This window comes from Dietzia sp. DQ12-76 (genome assembly GCF_014145045.1).
Lineage (GTDB): Bacteria > Actinomycetota > Actinomycetes > Mycobacteriales > Mycobacteriaceae > Dietzia.
On the sequence record NZ_JAALDV010000056.1, the window covers coordinates 1 to 18890 of the forward strand.

The following is an 18890-nucleotide window of genomic DNA, read 5'->3' on the forward strand; positions in this document are numbered from 1 at the left end:
TACCGCAGCCCCGACGGCAGGCCCGGGGTGGTCAAGACCGCGCCGCGGCTGGAGGACGGCACCCCGTTCCCCACGCTGTACTACCTCACCGATCCGCGGCTCACCGCCGAGGCGAGTCGGCAGGAATCCGCGGGGATTATGAGGGGGATGACGACGAGGTTGGCCGCCGACCCCGAGATGGCGCTGAACTACACCCAGGCGCATGAGCGGTATCTCGAGCAGCGCAACGAGATCGAGGACCTCGGGACCGACTTCTCCGGTGGCGGGATGCCCGAGCGGGTCAAGTGCCTGCACGTGCTGATGGCCTACGCGTTGGCCGAGGGGCCCGGCGTGGTGTGGTTGGGCGACGAGTCCGTGGCGCTGGCCTGCGAGGCCGGACTGCGCGGCACGGCGCTGCCCGAGGACTGGCCGACGCCCGAGGAGCTGGGCGTGCCGGACTACTACGCGCAGGAGCAGGAGTGACCTCGGCTGCTCTCGATGGCGCCGTCCGGGGTGGGCCTGTTCGCGTTGGCGCTGTGGACTGCGGCACCAACTCCATCCGCTTGCTCGTCGCCGAGGGCGTCCCCGGTCAGCCCGGGCTCACCGACGTCACCCGCGAGATGCGCATCATCCGGCTCGGTGAGGGCGTCGACGCGACCGGGAGCCTCTCGACCGAAGCCATAAGCAGGTGTCGCACCGCGCTCACCGACTACGCGGCCACGATGGCCGAGCTCGGCGTGAAGTCGGTGCGCATGGTGGCCACCTCCGCGACCCGCGATGCCGGCAACAAAGACGAGTTCTTCGACATGACTGCCGAGATACTCGGTGCGCACTTCCCGGGCGCGGTGGCCGAGGTGATCAGTGGGCAGACCGAGGCCGAGTTGACCTTCGCCGGCGGGGTGATCGACCTCGACCCGTCCGAAGGGCCGTTCGTGGTGACCGACCTCGGCGGGGGGTCCACGGAGATCGTGGTGGGCGAGCTACTTGACGCAGAGGTTCAGATCCTCGGCGCCCGCAGCCTCGACGTCGGGTGTGTGCGTATTACCGAGCGGGTGCTGCACTCGGACCCGCCGACCGCGGCCGAGATCGCTGACGCCCGCGCAGTGATCGCGGACGCCCTAGCCGAGGCCGGCGACGTGCCGGTCGGCCGCGCTGCCCGCTGGGTGGGCGTGGCCGGCACCTTCACAACGTTGAGTGCATTGGCGCAGGGGCTGGGGGAGTACGACCCCGAGCGGATCCACGGCAGCGTCATTCCGTTGGAGCAGATGCGTGAGGTCTGTGACCGCCTGGTGGCGTCCTCGGTAACCGAACGCCGGAGCCTGGGGCCCATGCACCCGGGACGCGCAGACGTGATCGGCGGGGGCTCCATCGTGGTCCAGGCGCTGTGTGATGTGATGGCAGAGCGCGCCGGGTTGTCCGAGCTCACGGTGAGTGAGAAGGACATCCTGGATGGCATCGGGATGTCGGTGCTGACCCGCCTGGCAGGCTAGCTCGGCACGGCGCCTTCACGCGTCTCCCGGCCCCGCCCCGGCAGGGTCGACACGCCCCCATAGCCCAATTGGCAGAGGCAGACGGCTTAAAACCGTTTCAGTGTCGGTTCGAGTCCGACTGGGGGCACGTTGTTGTAAGTCAATGACGGTTCGTTGCAGGATCCGGATGGGCTCAGGGCAACGGTTCATGCCGAACTGACTGCCGAGTGCGCGCGAGTATGTTGAAGATGTTCCCGTCATACCGAGCCTTGAGAAGGAGGGGTATGGCCAAAATCAGTCCCCTCCGCACGCTCTGCCGCGTAGATTATTGAGACTGGCAACGTCGTTGATGGGAGACGAGTGAGTTCAAACTATAGCCAAAAGCTTGCGCGACTCAGCTTTCTAGCCGCGCAGAGTGAGCAGGAATATGCCAAAGACAAACTAATTGGCGCAAAACTGGGGCGGAGCGTCCCGGTTCGACACAAGTGTTTTATTTCTTATCACGGCGCGGATATCGACGCCGTTACGGACTTCGTCGAAGAGTTTAGCGACATCTTTATTCCCAGGGTGATTGGTGTATCGGACAGTGATCACTTCGAAGACCCAATTGACAGTAGCGACGAAGAATACATCAAGGGACGGATAGGCTCCAAGTATTTGGCAGATTCTACTGTTACGATCCTTTTCCTTGGGGCATGCACATGGTCTCGAAAGTACGTCGATTGGGAACTGTCCTCAAGTCTGCGCCACGGTGCGGTTAACAAGCGTAACGGGTTAATGGCCATTACTCCAGCTGATCGCTCACTGCACCGTTTGCCTGAGCGGTTCGCGGACAATTTCAGCTCGATTAATTCCAGTTATGCCGCTTACTACTATTATCCGAGAACAGCGAGCGATCTTAGGGAATGGATTGAAGATGGATTTCAGGCGCGGACTGCAAGGTCGCATTTGATCGATAACTCCGGGGCGCTTCAGAGGAGAAATTACCCTTGTTAATTATCGATATGGCTTTCGGGTCAATAACGTTAGGAGGAGGCAATGCTCACCTTTCCTGCAGCTTACTTGGCCTTTGATAATTCGTCAGCTAAGGCGCAAACCTTATTTAACCGTGTTAGACGTGGAGAACTCGTCTGCCTGGTAATTGCCAGTGCCGCGGCTGTGATTCCTGGTCGCGCGGCGGCGGTGCTTGCTGTCCTTTTCTTCCTGGCCGCATTATTTCTTCGTGCTTCGAACACGTCGAGTGAAGCGGAGAAGCGTTGGTATCAAGCGCGGGCCGCCGCGGAATCCGTGAAGTCGATGAGTTGGCAGTATGCCGTCGGAGGAGAGTCATTTCGCCTTTCTCAGGGTGATGTGGATGAAGCTTTTCGTGCTCGACTCTTAAAGATTGCGAATGAACTTGATTCCATAGACGTCGGCCCGCCCAACGGAAGCGTGGGTGCAATTACTCCCGAGATGCGCCGTCTACGTTCCGGCTCAATCAGTGTTCGCCACGATTTCTACATCGATAATCGGGTGCGAGACCAGAAGAACTGGTACTCGGCGAAAGCCGAACTGAATCGTAAGCGGGCTAGCCAATGGAGGGTAGCGATTGTGTCTCTTGAGGCGCTAGCTGTTCTTCTAGGCATGGCTCGCATTCTGGAATTCTTCGATGCTGACTTATTGGGCGTTTTGGCTGCCGCTGCCGCAGGATGCGCAGCGTGGTTTCAAATGAGAAACTATGCTGGACTATCAGTGGCTTACGCCCTGACGGCACACGAGATCGACATTTTGGACGGGTCATATGTGGACGGGAACGATGAGCAAGCCTGGGCCCAGTTTGTCCACGATGCAGAAGCTGCATTCAGCAGGGAGCACACGATGTGGTTGGCGAGGAAGCAGGGCCCCATTGGTTAGTGGCATAAAGTCGAAGCTCAAATAGTTCGACCAGATGTTCTAACAGGCTGTCGGCGATCGGGTTTGATGCCGACTCCGATCCCCGTACCCGGAAAAGTGCTCAGCGCAACTCAGCACCATCTCTTTCCATCTATGCTCCACGACTCAGTTAAACTGACAGCGCTACGCCATCAGAGTGACGGAGTAACGGGACGGAACACGTGTAAACCGCAGAACATGGGCTTCTGGGTTGCACAAATGATCTGCGTATGGCGGTGGACTGCAGATACTTGGTGCGACGGCTCCGGATCTTGTCAGCACTACCAGGTCGAACATCGAGACCCTTGGCCCGCGTTGCTGTCGCGGAACGGGTGCGTTCGAAGTTAGCGATTCTATTGTGCGGGGTCTTGGTCTGCCGATCGTGCTCGCAATGGGCGGGACAAACTGTCCCAGGTTGCCCGCCGCCTCCTATGTGGGTTGCAGCTCCCCCTTGAAAGCGGCGTACTAGTACTGCTCGAACTCGACGGGCGGGACGTAACCCAGGCTCGAGTTGAGCCGGCCGTTGTTGTGCCACTCGGTCCATGCTGCGGTGGCGTGCTTGACGTCGTTGAGCCTCTTGCACGGCCCGTCGCGAAAGATCGTCGAGCGGATGCAACCGGCCAGATGCAACCCGTTGCCCGACTCCGGGAGCGCGCTACCTTAGGCTTCGCCGACCCTGCCGATCAACGGATTGAGAGGACTGCTGCACGGTCAGGTGATAGTGGTTAGTCACGCAGCCTGAGTGGCTGGCGTGGTCATGATTGTTTCTTACTCGATGGGGGTCAACCGACCGAGACGATCTAGGCGGCGGCGGTGGTAGGACCGTTCGATCCAGGAAACGATCGCGATTCGCAGGTCCTCGCGGGTGGCCCCGACGCGGCGGTCAAGCACGTCTTTCTGTCCTGACTTCCACAAGTTTTAGTGTCACCCTGCGTTGATCGCGTCGATGACGGCTCGCGCGGCGTCCGGGATTGTGGGTTCGACGAGCATTTCGTGGTCGCCGATGGCGACGGTGACCGTGCGCAGCGGTCGCAGGGTGGTGACGATCTTCTTGATCGACATGCCGGTGAGGTCCTGCAGGTGCCGCGCCACGGCCAGGGCCGCGAACACGACGGTGAGGTGAGCTTCGATCGCATCGCGGGTGCGGTGGAAGATCGGGCGCGCCCTCAGGTCGGCCTTGGCCATGCGGAAGGACTGCTCGACTTTCCAGAGGTCGTGATAGGCCGCCACGACGGCATGGCCGTCCATCACGGCCGGGGCGATGTTTGTGACATACCCCTTGTAGCCTGCAGACTCGCGGGCCCGCTGGATCGAGGCCTCGTCCAAGATTACCTTCTGGTCGGTGACCTTGACGAACCGCTGCTTCTTGAGTGGTTCTGCCCGGTCGGCCACGCGTTGGGCGCGGTCGATCTGCGCGTTCAGCGTCCGCCGGTCTCGCTTGGCTCGCTCCCATTTGTAGTGCCACACCACCCGCCGGTCTCGCCGGTCCCGGCCCTGGCCCATTGGGCGGATCAGCTCCACGACGCCGTCGTCGGCAATCAGATTGCCGCGGCGGCCGAAATGGTCCTCGAGCTCCTTGGGCGCCTTGGAAGTGCGGGAGCCGACGATGAACGACAGGCCAGCATCTTCCAGCGCATTGAGGTTGGCCGCCGACAGCATGCCCGCATCGGCCACCACGACCATGTCGCTGATCTGGTGGCGCTTTTGGAAAGCCGTGATGACCGGGATTAGCGTCTTGGTCTCTGCCTTGTTGCCCTCGAAGACGTGCACGTCCAGCGGGAACCCATCGCGGGCCACCAGCAGGCCGACGGTGATCTGCGGGTCGACCTTGCGCTCTTTACTCATACCGACTTTGCGCAGGTCATCTTCCTTCTCGGCCTCGAAATACAAGGTGGTCAAGTCGTAGAGCACCAACGCCACACCGGGGCCCCCGGCGCGGTTGACGTGGGCCCAGCAGGCGGTGGCTATCAGCGCGCGGTAGTCCCGGCCGACCACCCGCTGCAGACAGTTGTAAAGCGTGTTGACGTGCGGTGGTTGCGTCCCCAATTCGCCCAGGACCCGAACCGAGTCCAACTTGCTGGTCGGCTCCACCACACGGCACAGCACCAGGTCGCGGAACACCGTATCGCCAACCACGTCGAAGCCGAGCCTGGAGTACGTACCGGTCAACCCCTGCCACAAGATCCGCGCCGTGGACTGCTGGATCCGCGCGGCCGTCGCCGCCGGCACGTCGATCACCGCCCCGCCGTGATCGCTCAACTCCAGGTCTAACGCCTGCTGATCGCCCTGAATGCGCTGCTTGGCGACCTCTATCAATGCCGCCAACTCGCCGGGGGTGTGAGCCGAACCCAGGTGCTCGCGCACCACCAACCGGCCGCCGACCCACTCGACCAACTGCACGCCCGTGGCCCCCGACCCCGTCGGCACCTTCCGAAATTTCAGCCCCACACGCCCAAACTACCGGGCCGTTTAGTGTCACAAACGCCAGCACAGAACTCGCCCTACCAGCGCAAACCGGAATCCCAAGCAGCAGAACAGCGTCAACTTGTGGAAGTCAGGTCTGTAGCAGCGCGAAGAACGATTCCATGGCGGCGTTGTCGCCGGCCGCTCCAACTCGGCCCATGGATCCGACCATGTCGTGACGGTTCAAGGCGTGCACGAATCTCCGGCTCTTGAAATGGGACCCTCCGTCGGTGTGGACGACACACCCGGCGACGTCACAACGCGGGCCAGCAGCGTTGTCCAGGGCCGCGAGGGCCAAGCGTGACTTCATCCGCGAGTCGATGGGGTATCCGACAATCCTGTTGGAGTAGACGTCCTTGAACGCGCAAAGGTTCAACTTCCACTCATTCGTCCAGTATTCGGTATTGTCACCGATTCAGAATCGGTTCGCGGCCTCAGCGGTGAACTTGTGCCGGGTGCGGCCCTTCTCATCGACCACAGCGCACTGGTCGTCATGGACCGTTGGACTGGGCTTCTTCGCACCACTATTGCGCTTCCCGAACACCGACCACCAGCCATTCCCGGAGCAGTCTTTCCACCCCGTGCGTGCGGTCATCGGCTCAACAGCGTCACGAGCCTCTATCATGAGGAACCGGTACCCGAACTCTGGGTCGCCACGGTGGGCGTCGAAAAGGGCGTTGGCGCGGTAGGCCTCGTCCAGTGCAGACGGCGTGATCGGGCACTTGAGCAAGCGATAGTAGGGATGCTGGGAGATTTTGAGCACCCGACAGGTCACCGTTACGGGGATCCAGTCAGCGGCCAGATCACGGATGAGCGGGTAGCTCATTTTCCCAGTAGATGGGCCTGAGGGAAGTAGGCCGCGGCCCGCCTCAGGACCTTGATTTCTTTCTTGAGGGTCTTAACCCGCTTCTTCGCCTCACGTAGCTCAGCCGTCTGGACTGCGGTGGCGCCGGGGCGTTCAACGTCTTCGAAGTCAGCCTTCTTCATCCACGAGTACAGCGTGGTGTAGTGGATCCCGAAGTCCCTCGCGATCTGGGAGAGCTTGACACGATGAAGTCATCCCTGCCACCACGTCCTAGGCCCGCCACCTCGCTCACGGACAGGCGATTTTTGCCTAGCCCCGGCTGCCTCGAGCACGATCCAATACTGTGATGTGTATGTCAGCTCCCCATAGGACTTCCAAAGAGCCACCGCCGGATCCCCGGCCTACGTGCTTCATAGCGATGCCGATTACCACCCATGATGAGGAGGCGAAGTTCTACGAGGACCCAGATCACTGGGAGCACGTGATTGAAAGCCTGTTCGTAAAGGCTGTGGAAAGAGCAGGGTTTACTGCAATCCGGCCAGCAGCGCAGGGGTCACATTTGATTCACGGTCAGATAATATCCCACCTTAGTAATGCGGACTTGGTACTATGCGATTTAAGTCGGCATAATCCGAATGTTTTTTTTGAACTCGGTGTTCGGACATCTCTGAATCTTCCAGTGGCTTTAGTTAGAGACGACCACACGTCGCTGCCGTTCGATACATCTGGAATTAACACTCACATTTATAGCTCCAGCTTGCGCGGCTGGGAGATTGAAGATGAACAGGAACGTCTAGTCCGTCACATTTCCGATAGCGCCTCAAGTTGCAGTGGCCAAAATCCTTTGTGGCGCCACTTTGGTTTGACTATAAAGGCCAACGAGCCGGACGCTAACGAATCGCCGCTTGAAGCTAAGGTGGATCTTCTTACTGACAGTGTCGCCCAGCTGCGCCACATTTACTTTAACGAACAGAATGCGCGAGAACTGGAAGCGCGAAACGCCAGTTCAATCGCCTATCGCGAATTAATTAATGAGCGCGAAGGAGGTTGGTTTGGCGGCGTGGGGAATGAAAATAGAAAGAAGCGTCCCGATTTGACCGGATTTATGAAGGAAGCCGATCATTATATCGGATTGATGAGTCTCCCTGTAGTCTTGGATTACCATACGGCAAATTCTGTGATCGCAACGTGGGGGGGCTCTCCATCTAGCCCAGAACACCTCAACATATTGGATAAACTTGCGGCGAAAAACGGGATAAAGTTGATTTTCAAAATTCCGCCGTCGGAAAGTGATGTACTGTCCGAGAAAGGTCAACAAGTCAACGAATTTCGAGCTACCGAATAGCGCGTATCGAGAGTTTGCAGATCGCCCCTAGGGCCGCCGGGGAACTGGGTTACTAAGCGGCACTATTAACTCAACGCTTGATGGTGTACGAGCGAGAACGACGGGGTCGCGGCTGGGCCACTGGCTATGATCCGCGGTGGGGTCATCGACAAGTGCCGCTGAGGCGGAGTTCAAACCCGTTTAGTGCGCTGCGGTCAACTGATCCATCGGTGCGGAATGGGTCGGTTCGGGTAATGGCAGCGAGACGGTGACCTGAGTGGCGGTCCCGAGAGGATCTCCAATCCGATGGAGTTGCAGCATCAGCCTTTCACTGGCCGCAACAGTCTGATACCCAAATTCTTAGCATCGCGCATTTCTGCCAGGAAGCTAGGTTTCTGAGTTCTCGAATGAAAGCCATGGCCGGTCTAACCACGGTTCCTCGACGCCATCAAGGTCCCATTCGGCGAAGAATCGATCGTCGTAATCCCTTAGATCAGAGTCTGGTAGGTAGGCGAAAAAATATGGGTCGTCACCCGGCCTGACGACTAGTTGGCCGGAGTTGACTTTCCCTTGCTCCAGATCTTTAAAGGCCGCGACACCGTTCTCAATCCATGACTCGGGATGAACCGCCACGAATTGGCCGAGGTTGAAGTTTCTCCCAGCGATCGGAACCAAGTAGGAGCCAGCCTGCCATCGTGCGTATCGCCTCAGTGTGAGCAGGCTGCGAATTTCTGCAGACGGCTCTACGTCATCGGCAACCTTTGCCGTTACTCCGCGTACCAAAGGTGACGCGACGACATAACCGTCGATCAACAGTCTTGCGACGCGCGCGTGGACCCGATCCAACACGGTGTATCTTTTCGGAAAAGTCATGTTCTGCCGCGTGTACTCGAGAACACAAGCGAGGTCATCCGCGAATTCGAGAATCTCGTCTAGGTCACTGTCTTCCTTAGCAATTGCGCCACCGGGGTGGCCGTATTTAGCTAGGAACCGGCCATCAAGATAGAGTTGAACCTCGCCTGACGTTCTTATCCTCGAAACAGTCCGGAGTAGGTCGGCAACGGCTCGCGCACTAAGCCCCTCAATTCTGCACCCGACTTCAAACGTAGTGGTGCTCGGCGAGGACTGGTAGGTGAACTGCGCTTTCACCGTGAGTCGATCGCTGCAGAACGACAAAACGGTGGTCACGCCCCGAGTGCCACGGTGGACCTTGGTGACCGTCCCCTCCTCGGTCGCGACCGTTTCACCTGACTCAATAAACCGGAGTTCCACAAGCATGCCAACTGCGGGCACGTCATCGGCGGGAATGCTCGTAATCACCAGAAGATCCGGGTCGGGCATATCGCTCATAAGCTTCGGTCCCGACACATCAAACTCTGTGATCGCCGAGCCCGGGATCTCTATGCGCTCTGGCGATCCATATTCGATAGACCGCCGAATTTCTTGGTCTGCCGCAAAGTCGTGTCCGAACGCAGCGGTGAAGGTGATACTGATGGGGCTACGCGTCGCCGCTTCGTCATGCTGCGCTCGCAACGTTTGAATCGTCAAGCCTTCACGCCGCTCGAAGTCCCACGTCCAGTCAGGATCCGTAGCATCGACTAACTCACCAAGAGCGCCTAATCTTCCGGCGAGGTCGCTGGCGGGAGAATCAAGGAACGCTCTTCTTTCCCATTCAAAGACCTCGCGAGTTGCCTTAACGTGATCGAGGGTTAACCATCGATCAACTTCAGGAAATTCGATAAGCATTTGGTCCAGGCCTCCGCGTCCGATCCACTGAACCTTGGGCGCGCGCTTTCCGGCAGGAGTTTCATCTGGCAACTTGCGCAAGAATTGCATCTCGGGGTCGGAGTAGTTTCTGGGCGTGACAAGAATCCAGTCTTGCGGCTCATGCAAGTTGACTGCTCGCTTGAACGACTTCTTCACGTCGGTCCTACGCGGCCTGTGGCCACCGGACATTCCCTCGGGGTAATACTTCAACTGGTAAATAACGTGGCGACCGTCGGGGTAGGTAGCGGACACGTCCCTGCCTCCATCGCCACCTCTGCCATCGAGTATTTCAACTTCGGCCACGCTTCGAAGCTTCCGAAGAAGCAGAGTCTCAACAATTCGGTCGAACCAAGGCTGATTCAGCTTATCCCACTGAATCTTATCGCCGCCCGCCCCACGTCCACCCATCGTCATACCTCTGAGGGTATTGCATGACCGCCCCCACTGGAAAGAACCCGGATGCGGAGTTGGGTAGGTAACTCGGTAGCGTTAGACCGCGTTTGAGCTCAGTTTTGAGGTTCTCGAGACTGTTTGCGCAATCGGGGAATCAACTCCTATTTCACGAAGGGGTACCTCACGGTCTACCGGTGTCGTCCGAACGGATGATGGCGTCCTGATCGGCCTGGATCGTGGTGAGCACATCCCGCATTCGGCCGGTCCGCGCCTGGGACAGGCTCGAGACGAAGGCCGAGAGGTCGTCGGGGCTGACGTGAGAGGAGCCCTCGTCGTCATCGCCAATGGCTTAATCCCAGTAGTCCACGATGCGCCCGCCCCACCCCCGGTACCGCCGGAGATAAGCCACGCCACTCGCATCGGCGAGCGTCGCGGCGAAGAACGGCTCGGCGACCGGCGTGCGCCAGTCCATGAGGAGGGAAGCGCCGCCGAGTCGGTGAGGCCGATGCGGCCCACGCACACAGGCGTGGTCTCGACTCGGTGGAGGCGGGGTCGGCGGTGTGCACCGGGTAAGCCCTGAACGGCGCTACTCTCGTCTCGTCGCCGTGTCGCGTATCCGTGCTTTCGCCATGCCGGCGAGTGCGCGCCAGTTCGAAGGATTCACTTGCTCTCTTACGCCCATACCCTGGACGCGCCATGACGACATTCAGGTGGAACGAGAGCGGCACCCAGCGCATCGGGTTCTGGCGCTCCGAGAACGCCGCACCGGCGCCGAGTGGAATCGTCGTGATCACCGACGACATCGCCGCAGACAAGGCTCTCAGAATCGCCCAGAGAGGATCAAGCCTGCTGTGGCGGGGGGATTTCCAGAACGCCCGGCAGCTCATGCGCGCTCTCGACCGTCGCCTCGAGAAGCGGGCGTCCCGGGCACCGCAGTCCACCGACCCCGGCGAAGTCTTCCTCGCCAACCGGAAGGCGCGCGCGGAGCGTGCGGCGATTCTGGGCAAGATCCTGATCCCCCTGCAGCCCGATTACTCGATCAGCCTGCGCCGAGCGCCCGACGCGCGCGAGGCCTGCGCTCACGCCTACGGGCAGCCGGTCGATCAGCCCGCCGAGGTGTCGAGCGATTCCGTCGGCGAGGAGACTCTCGTCTCGCTGCCCGAGCTCCTCGGCGTGATCAGCGCCTACGAGTGGCACCGCAAGGGGATCGAGGTCGGCGCCCTGGGGGCTCGGATCCATCCCGCCCACGGCGTCTTCGCCCCCACCCGCGACGAGTACATCGACCTGGTCGCCGACGCCTCCTGGCCGCAGGGCATCGACCACCCCGTCGTGTGGGACATCGGCACGGGGACCGGAGTGCTCGCGGCGGTGCTGGCCCGGCGCGGCGCGCGGGAAGTGGTCGCGACCGACATCAACCCGCGGGCCGTGCAGTGCGCCCGGGACAACGTGGATCGGCTGGGGTTGGCGGGCCGGGTCACCGTGGTGCAGGCCGACCTGTGGCCCGATGTCCACGACGAGGCGGACGACGGCGAGGCGGGCGACGACGAGGCGCGCGACACCGCGCGGGCCGACGTGGTGGTGTGCAATCCGCCGTGGATTCCCGGCCGCCCGACCTCGGCTCTGGAGCAGGGGATCTACGACCCTGACTCGGACGTGCTGCACCGCTTCCTCAGCGGGCTCGCCGATCACCTCACCCCGCAGGGCGAGGGATGGCTGATCCTGTCCGACCTCGCCGAACACCTGGGCCTGCGCACCCGCGATGACCTGCTCAGCCGCATCGACGCGGCCGGGCTGACGGTGGTCGGGACGAGTGAAACGACACCTCGGCATCCACGCGCCGCCGACAGTGCCGATCCGCTGCACGCGGCCCGGTCGAAGGAGCGCACCATCCTGTGGCGGCTGGGGCGAGGCTGAGCAGCTCGACGGGTCGGCGCACCTAGCGGGGCCGGCGCCCGCCGAATGCCCAGACCAGGGCATGCGCCGCGAGCAACGGGATGATGAGCACCACCGCGCCCCAGCCCGTGGTGGCGACGGGCATCCAGTCGTCCCACGATGCGCGCATGGCACCGAGAAAGTCCCCGCGCTCGGAATCGGACTGGTCGGACTCCGCCGGCGCTGGCGAGCCGTGCCCGGCGTCGATGCCCCAGGGATCGGCGAAGAGCCCTGCCACGTCCGTGCCGTCCGCCGCGACGTGGAAGTCGGTGGGGCGCGGGGACTGCGACGCGGAGTGCATATCCGGGATTCGATGCCGGGGTCGCGGCGGATTGGGGGCGGTGTCGATCGGTTGGGGAGGTCCTCGTCGTCGTCGCACCAACTGCGGCCACCACCGCATTTCCGGCACGTAGGCTGAACGGCGCCCCGCACGCCACCCGAGGCCGAGGATGCGACGCCATGGACAGCACGACGGACAGGTCGGTTCCCGCCGCGTCCGCAACACGCCTGACCGCCGACGACCGCGCACCCCTGCTCCCGCCCGGGCCCTCGCTGCCCAGGTCGGTCCAGGGCGTGGGCTTCGGCCTCGCCCGGCGCAGAGTGCTCCAGCGGCTTCAGGCGAGATACGGCGACGCCGTCACCGTGCACCTGCCGATCTACGGGCGTGCGGTGGTGATCTCGGACGCCGCGCTGGCCAAGGCACTGTTCACCGCCCCCCAGGAGTCGCTGACCAACATCGACCCCAATCTGGGACGGGTGCTGGGGGAGCAGTCGATGTTCGCGATCGAGGGCACCGACCACCGTCGGCACCGCAAGCTGCTCACACCGCCCCTGCACGGCAGGCGCATCACGGGCTACGAGGCGGTCGTCGAGGAGGAGACCCGGCGCGAACTCGGCTCGTGGGTGGTCGGCCGGCCGTTCGCCTCCCTGCCGTCGATGACCCGCATCACGCTGGACATCATCATCCGGACGGTGTTCGGCGCGCGGGACGACGAGCTCGTCACGCTGCGCCGCGTCATCCCGCCCATGGTGGAGGCCGGTTCGGCGGTGGTCATCACCCCGGAACTGCCGGTGCGCGTGGGGTCGGTGGGCCCGCGCGCTCGGTTCGCCCGCTACAAGACGGAGTACGACGATGCGATCACCGCCCTCATCGCCCGGGGCCGCCGAGACGACCGACTCGACGAGCGCGACGACATCCTGGCGATGATGCTGCAGAGCACCTACGACGACGGCTCGTCCATGACGGACGAGGAGATCCGCGACGAGCTCACCGCACTGCTCGTGGCGGGACACGAGACCACCGCGACGACGCTCGCCTGGGCGCTGGAGCGGCTCAGCCGCAACCCCGCGGTGCTGGATGAGCTGGTCGCCGAGGTCGACGACGGGGGAGCCGGCTACCGGCACGCGACGATCCTGGAGGTGCAGCGCAGCCGGCCGGTCATCGATCTCGCCGGGCGCCACGTGCAGGCGCCGCACCTCGACCTGGGCCCGTGGCGCATCCCGCGCGGGTACAACGTGTTGGTCGCGATCTCGCTGCTGCACGACGACAGCGCGCACTTCGCCCAGCCCGAACGTTTCGACCCGACCCGCTTCCTCGACACCACGCCGCCGCCGGCCTGGCTGCCGTTCGGCGGCGGGACCAGGCGGTGCATCGGAGCGGCGTTCGCGACCATGGAGATGGACGTCGTGCTCCGCACCCTGCTGAGCATGTACGAGATCGTCCCGACCACCGATCGCGGCGAGAAGTGGCACTCCCGCGGCGTCGCGTTCGCTCCGCACCGAGGAGGGCGGATCACCGTCCGGCGTCGGTGAACCGGCGGCCACAGCATCACGAATGATTCGCGCCCGGGACAGAGGTGGGGTGAGCGATGATGGTGGCGGGGATGAGACCAGGGGTGACCAGCGGGAATGGCGAGGTGCGGACATGGCCAGTAACACTCCATCGGATGCGACGACCCCTGCCGTGGATGGCGATGGACGCCCCGACGCACCCACCCTCACCGGACTGGCCTTCTCGGACAGTGGATTCGACGGCCAGTTCCTCCGCGTGCTCGACACCATCCCGTCGGGCGGAGCCGACGTCGGCGAGGCGTTCATCACCGCCCGAAGGATCCCAGAAGGGGACAGGGACGCCTGGAACGCCGAGTGGAACGCGCTCGGCGAACGGATCCTCGCGGATGCGGAGGCGAGCCTCGCCGCCGGCCACCGGGTGAGCGCGCGTGAGGGATTCCTCCGTGCGGCGACGTACTTCCGTATCTCCGGGGTCTTCATGTACGCGCCGCCGATGGATCCCCGGTTCGTCACGGCGAACGCGCGCCAACGGGACGCCTTCCGCCGAGCGGCCGAGTTGACGGACCATCCCTTCCAGCAGATCGCGGTCCCGTACGAGGGAACCGAACTCGACGGCTACTTCGCGACCCCGCCCGGCCCGGGACCGTTCCCCACGGTGATCCTGGTCGGCGGATACGACGGCACGATGGAGGAGACGTACGTCGCCGGCGGCGTCGCTGCATTGCGGCGCGGTTACGCCGTCCTCATGATGGACGGCCCCGGTCAGGGCGCGGCACTGGTCGAGCGCGACCTGCACTTCCGACACGACTGGGAGGCGGTCGTCACCGCTCAGGTCGACTGGCTGGTCGCCCGTCCCGAGGTCGACGCCACCCGGATAGCGGCGCTGGGCCGCAGCTGGGGCGGGCATCTCGCGCCCCGTGCCGCCACCGCGGAGCATCGCCTGGCCGCCGTGATCGCCGACGCCCCGCAGTACGCCCCGGGAGCCAACGCCGCGCTGCTGCTCCCCGAGGATCACCGCGACGACCTGGCCACCGGGGAGGCCGACGACGACCTCAACGCGGCGGTCCGCGCCGGGATGGCGCAGTCGCCGGGACTGGCCTTCTCCGTGGGGCGGGGGATGCTCACGCACGGATGCGCGACCCCCGTCGACTACCTGCGAGACCTGACGCAGTTCACCCTGGACGGCATCGCGGACCGCATCGACTGCCCCGTGCTGCTGACCGTAGGCCAGAACGACCCGCGCGTCCTCGACGCGCAGAGATTCTTCGACGCCCTCACCGCGCCCAAGACGATGATCGAGTTCACCAACGCCGAGGGCGCCGGCGAACACGACGAAGCGGGGGCGGCAGCGTTGTTCAGCCAGCGCGCGTTCGACTGGCTCGACACGGTGATACGTCGGTAGGCCCGGCGGTCCACCTCACCTGGGCGGCCGGCGTCCCCGGCACGTGCCGCTCCCTCTTGGGTAGGTTGGTGGCCCACCAGCCCGCGCCCCGACCCAGGAGGCAGTTACCGCGTGCAGATCTCCACAGCAGACACGACCACCACTGCGGCGGACAGGAGTTCGCTGGCGACCCAGGACGGCAACGAGTCGCGACGCGACCCCTCCAAGGGCTACGTGGCGCTGCTCGGCTGGGCACCGAACGCGGTCGACGCGGTGGACCGGTTTGACCGCCGCTATGTGGTGGTGGCGCCGGACTGGGCCGAGGACTACTGCCGGCAGCACAACATCCCGTTCGTCCCCTGGAACTTCGAGCGACTCAACGACCGGTCCATGGAGATCGCCGAGACCCTCAAGGACATGGGCGTCGACGTGGCGATCCCGCTGTTCGAGGAGACCGTGGAGTGGGCGGGGGCCATCAACTCCATGCTCATGGACAACCCCACCCTGTACGGCCAGTCGCTGCTGCTGCGGGACAAGGCGCTGATGAAGCGCCGCGCCCAGCTCGGCGGGATCCGCGTGGGGATCTTCGAGGAGGCCCACGAGCGCGACGACGTGATCCGCTTTCTCAAGCGCGTCAACCAGACCCTGCTCAAGCTCGACGGCGACCCCAACGACCCCATACACCTCAAGGCCTTCGACAAGGCCGGCTGCCTGGGGCACCGCGTCATCCGCACCCCGGACGAGGTCGACACGATCCCGGACGAGGAGTTCCCGGTCCTCATGGAGTCCCACCTCGACGGCTGGGAGTTCGCGGTGGAGGCCTGGATCCACAACGGGAAGATCGTCTTTCTCAACATCTCCGAGTACGTGACCCTGGGCTACTCGGTGTTCGTGCCGGCCTCGCCGGAGCTGGAGCGCTACCGCCCGGAGATCACGCGGCAGATCGAGAAGCTCATCAAGACCTTCGACATCAAGTTCGGCTTCGTGCACCCCGAGTACTTCGTCACCAGCGACGGCGAGATGTACTTCGGTGAGGTGGCCTACCGCCCGCCGGGGTTCAAGGTCTTCGAGCTGCTCGAGCGCGCCTATGGCTTCAACGCCTACCAGGGCCTGGTGCTCGCGTTCGACCCCAAGACCACCGAGGAGGAGATCACGTCGTTCTTCCCGCGCGAGGTCGTCGACGCCACCGGTCACGCGGGCTGCTTCGGCGTCTACCCGCGGCGGCGCGTGGTCTCCACGCTCGAGATCCCGGAAGAGACCGAGGACCACGAGTACTTCGAATCCCACGAGCTCACCGCACCGCTCGAGGAGACCGTCACCAAGCGGACCGCCTTCGGCACCCACTGGGGGCTTGTCTACTTCTTCGGCGACGACGCCTACGAGATGCGGACCCTCCTGGCGCGCCAGGAGGAACTCGACTTCTACGTGTGACGGCCATCCGGTCCGACGACGTGGGTACGGTACCGAGGGCGGGCACCGTCGCCCGTGGATGTGGAGAGTGACACCAAGTGGCCGACGATGAGCCAGTGGCCGACGATGCGCCCACCGCGACGCGAGTGCTCGACAAGCGGGTGGCCTCGCTCGTCGACGCGACCAGGGCCCTCGCCGAGGCAGGAGACGTCGGCAAGACCACGCCGAAGCGGCGCGTGCTCGACGGCCTGCGCCTGGTCCTCCTCCAGGACGGCGGTGCCCGGGCCGTGCAGTCGATGGCCCGGGAGCTCGAGTCCGCCGGACTGTACGAGGGGACGGACTGGGCATCGCCGAGTTCACTGGTTCCGGCGCTGAGCACGGGGTCGCTCCGCAGCCCCAACGCCGACACGGCCGTGATGGAGATCGTCAGCGACCTGCGTCTGGCCGCGGTGGCCCGGGGCGACTACCCGCACCCCGATGTGTCGGCCGAGCAGGCCCTCCAGCACCTCAAGGAGGTCCTGGCCACCAACGCCGCGTTGCTGTTCACGGCGGCCACCGAGGCGGAACGGGTGCAACAGGGCCGGATGGCCAAGGTGACCCGCACGTCGTTGGCGCACATCGCCGGGGAGATCGGCTACGACAGCGTCCTGGACCAGCTGGTCGAGGAGATCTGGCGGATCCTGCGCCAACGCCCGATCCAGGTCGACCACATCAAGGAGACCATCACCCAGCTCGCGGTGGCACGCCACGACCCCGAGGTGGACACCAGCAGCGGTGGCTTCGGCGTCGACCGGCTGATCAGCAGCATCTACGGCACCACCGAGGCCAGCCGGGAGGACCCCGGGGTGGACGTTTACCGCTCCCGCCTGGAGTCCATGGACGAGGGGGCCCTGCAGTACGAGGCCGCCGGGTTCGCGCGGTCCATGCACGACACGGGCCTGGTCTCGGCGTACCACCCCGTCCTGCTGCGGTTCCTCCGCGAGAAGGGCAGCTTCCTGCTCAGTGAGGCCCTCGGCCTGTCGAGCACCGGTCGCGAGAGCCTGCTGTGCTTCCACGGCCTGGTCGATGCGCTGATCGACGCCGCCGTCCATCCCGAGACCGCGCAGTCGGTCTACGGACTGGCGTTGCTGCTCGAGCGCGGCATCCTCTTCCAGCCGGCCGTCGGGCCCGCGCTGTGGCGGCTGCTGGCTCTACCGCTGTCCGGCTACGCGAACGAGCGTCTGGCGCTGGCCTACGGTCCGGCCCGGCCGGGACGGATCTGGCTGCTGGCCGGGACCCTGTCGATGCTCGGCCAGCCGCTCGGCGTGGGGCAGGGCGACAACCCCACCTGCCAGTCCGCCCGCGCACTGTCGATGTGGGCGTACAACGATCCCGACTACCTGCTGCAGACCATCGCGTGGGCGGCGCGGGACAACGAGGTGGTCATGCACTTCGAGGGCCGGCCCCTGTCCTCCCGCGAGCTCGAGGCGGGCCTGGCGGAGACCCTGCCCGTGGACCTCGACCCGGTGTCGCTTCTGGTGGTGCCGCACCTGGACCGCATCTACGCGGAGATGGGCCGGCTGTGCAGCGATCGCGCGGGCGACCCGCATCGCTGGGTCAACCCCGAGTTCCATGGTTGGTGGGCTTCTCGCGGATTCCGCATCAACGTGGACGTGGAGTCCGGCCGGCTCACCGACCTCGAGGACTTCGTGCGGCACTTCTACGGCAGCTACCACCCGTTCCACAACGGGAACCAGCCCCTGATCCACCCGCAACCCGCCGGCGTCGCCGTCACCGACAGCTCGGGCCGGTTCGTGGGCTGGCACGCCATCACGATCCTGCGGGTCGCGCTGGACCCCGACGAGACCATGCGCGTCTACTTCTTCAACCCCAACAACGACAGCGGCCAGGACTGGGGCAACGGCGTGGTGGTGAGCACCGCCGGCAGCGGGGAGCGGTTCGGCGAGTCGTCGCTGCCGTTCGAGGAGTTCCTCTCCCGCCTGTACATCTTCCACTTCGACGCCCTGGAGCCGGGTGAGACCGACACCGTCTCCGCCGAGGAGGTCGCCCGGGTGACCGACCTGATCCACGGGAGTTGGGGCGCGGATCGGTTGCCCGAGATCTGAGGCCGCTGTGGCTCGCGGTGCTGGTGTGAGCCTTGAGGGCCCCGTGCCGGCCGCCCGGCTCCGGGACCGGGCGCCTCGGTGGCGTGCTCCCGGACTTGCGCGTCCGGAATGGACCATTCAGGGCGCGTAAGTGGGGTGAGGGCGTGCCAAGGGGGCGCGC

General features: G+C 64.1%; 16 protein-coding genes, 1 tRNA gene and 2 pseudogenes. 11 read left to right on the top strand and 8 right to left on the bottom strand.

Going from position 1 to position 18890, the window contains the following annotated elements; translation table 11 throughout:
• The 5 genes from G6019_RS02805 to G6019_RS02825 form a co-directional block, all read left to right on the top strand.
• Positions 1-462 (top strand): DUF501 domain-containing protein (locus G6019_RS02805; protein WP_182627005.1); only part of this gene is annotated, 462 nt, incomplete at its 5' end.
• A gap of 53 nt (positions 463-515) precedes the next feature.
• Positions 516-1469, top strand: a complete 954-nt coding sequence (locus G6019_RS02810) for a Ppx/GppA phosphatase family protein (protein ID WP_309230135.1) — start codon at positions 516-518, stop codon at positions 1467-1469.
• 53 nt (positions 1470-1522) lie between these two features.
• Positions 1523-1596, top strand: a tRNA-Leu gene (locus tag G6019_RS02815).
• A 212-nt stretch (positions 1597-1808) separates the two neighbouring features.
• Positions 1809-2444, top strand: a complete 636-nt coding sequence (locus G6019_RS02820; RefSeq protein WP_182612515.1) for a TIR domain-containing protein — start codon at positions 1809-1811, stop codon at positions 2442-2444.
• Between the two features lie 42 nt (positions 2445-2486).
• Entirely contained in the window at positions 2487-3341 is an 855-nt protein-coding gene (locus tag G6019_RS02825) for a DUF4231 domain-containing protein (protein ID WP_182612517.1), read from the top strand.
• 483 nt (positions 3342-3824) lie between these two features.
• Here G6019_RS02825 and G6019_RS02830 read toward each other — a convergent pair whose 3' ends face one another.
• The 6 genes and pseudogenes from G6019_RS02830 to G6019_RS02855 all read right to left on the bottom strand — a co-directional run bounded on the left by G6019_RS02830 (position 3825) and on the right by G6019_RS02855 (position 6854).
• Positions 3825-3989 (bottom strand): hypothetical protein, encoded by a 165-nt coding sequence (locus G6019_RS02830; protein ID WP_182612519.1) that lies wholly within the window; start codon positions 3987-3989, stop codon positions 3825-3827.
• 138 nt (positions 3990-4127) lie between these two features.
• Positions 4128-4259 (bottom strand): annotated as a pseudogene (locus G6019_RS02835) (IS3 family transposase); the annotation flags it as partial.
• A 24-nt stretch (positions 4260-4283) separates the two neighbouring features.
• On the bottom strand, positions 4284-5807 hold the full coding sequence (locus G6019_RS02840; protein ID WP_439822624.1) for an IS1634 family transposase: 1524 nt from the start codon (positions 5805-5807) through the stop codon (positions 4284-4286).
• Positions 5808-5919: 112 nt separating this feature from the next.
• A pseudogene (locus G6019_RS02845) lies at positions 5920-6231 on the bottom strand (DDE-type integrase/transposase/recombinase); the annotation flags it as partial.
• Between the two features lie 6 nt (positions 6232-6237).
• Positions 6238-6648, bottom strand: a complete 411-nt coding sequence (locus tag G6019_RS02850; protein ID WP_182613841.1) for a hypothetical protein — start codon at positions 6646-6648, stop codon at positions 6238-6240.
• Complete coding sequence (locus tag G6019_RS02855) at positions 6645-6854, bottom strand: transposase (protein WP_182613849.1); 210 nt, start codon at positions 6852-6854, stop codon at positions 6645-6647. Before G6019_RS02855 ends, G6019_RS02850 begins: the two co-directional genes overlap by 4 nt.
• A gap of 191 nt (positions 6855-7045) precedes the next feature.
• Between G6019_RS02855 and G6019_RS02860 the strand changes: the two genes are divergently transcribed.
• Positions 7046-7972 (top strand): hypothetical protein, encoded by a 927-nt coding sequence (locus tag G6019_RS02860; RefSeq protein WP_182613842.1) that lies wholly within the window; start codon positions 7046-7048, stop codon positions 7970-7972.
• A gap of 366 nt (positions 7973-8338) precedes the next feature.
• Here G6019_RS02860 and G6019_RS02865 read toward each other — a convergent pair whose 3' ends face one another.
• Entirely contained in the window at positions 8339-9874 is a 1536-nt protein-coding gene (locus tag G6019_RS02865; protein WP_182613843.1) for a hypothetical protein, read from the bottom strand.
• Positions 9875-10807: 933 nt separating this feature from the next.
• On the opposite strand from G6019_RS02865, the gene G6019_RS02870 reads away from it, so the two are divergent.
• Positions 10808-12025, top strand: a complete 1218-nt coding sequence (locus G6019_RS02870; RefSeq protein WP_182613844.1) for a methyltransferase — start codon at positions 10808-10810, stop codon at positions 12023-12025.
• 22 nt (positions 12026-12047) lie between these two features.
• Here G6019_RS02870 and G6019_RS02875 read toward each other — a convergent pair whose 3' ends face one another.
• The gene (locus tag G6019_RS02875; protein ID WP_107756874.1) at positions 12048-12344 is read right to left on the bottom strand and encodes a hypothetical protein; all 297 of its coding nucleotides are present in this window, start codon (positions 12342-12344) and stop codon (positions 12048-12050) included.
• A 158-nt stretch (positions 12345-12502) separates the two neighbouring features.
• Between G6019_RS02875 and G6019_RS02880 the strand changes: the two genes are divergently transcribed.
• The 4 genes from G6019_RS02880 to G6019_RS02895 all read left to right on the top strand — a co-directional run bounded on the left by G6019_RS02880 (position 12503) and on the right by G6019_RS02895 (position 18730).
• Entirely contained in the window at positions 12503-13855 is a 1353-nt protein-coding gene (locus tag G6019_RS02880) for a cytochrome P450 (protein WP_241725845.1), read from the top strand.
• A gap of 112 nt (positions 13856-13967) precedes the next feature.
• Positions 13968-15236, top strand: coding sequence for an alpha/beta hydrolase family protein (locus G6019_RS02885; protein ID WP_182613845.1), 1269 nt, complete (start codon positions 13968-13970; stop codon positions 15234-15236).
• A gap of 111 nt (positions 15237-15347) precedes the next feature.
• Entirely contained in the window at positions 15348-16646 is a 1299-nt protein-coding gene (locus G6019_RS02890; protein ID WP_309230136.1) for an ATP-grasp domain-containing protein, read from the top strand.
• Between the two features lie 95 nt (positions 16647-16741).
• Positions 16742-18730, top strand: a complete 1989-nt coding sequence (locus G6019_RS02895) for a hypothetical protein (RefSeq protein ID WP_182613846.1) — start codon at positions 16742-16744, stop codon at positions 18728-18730.
• Positions 18731-18890 lie beyond the last annotated feature (160 nt).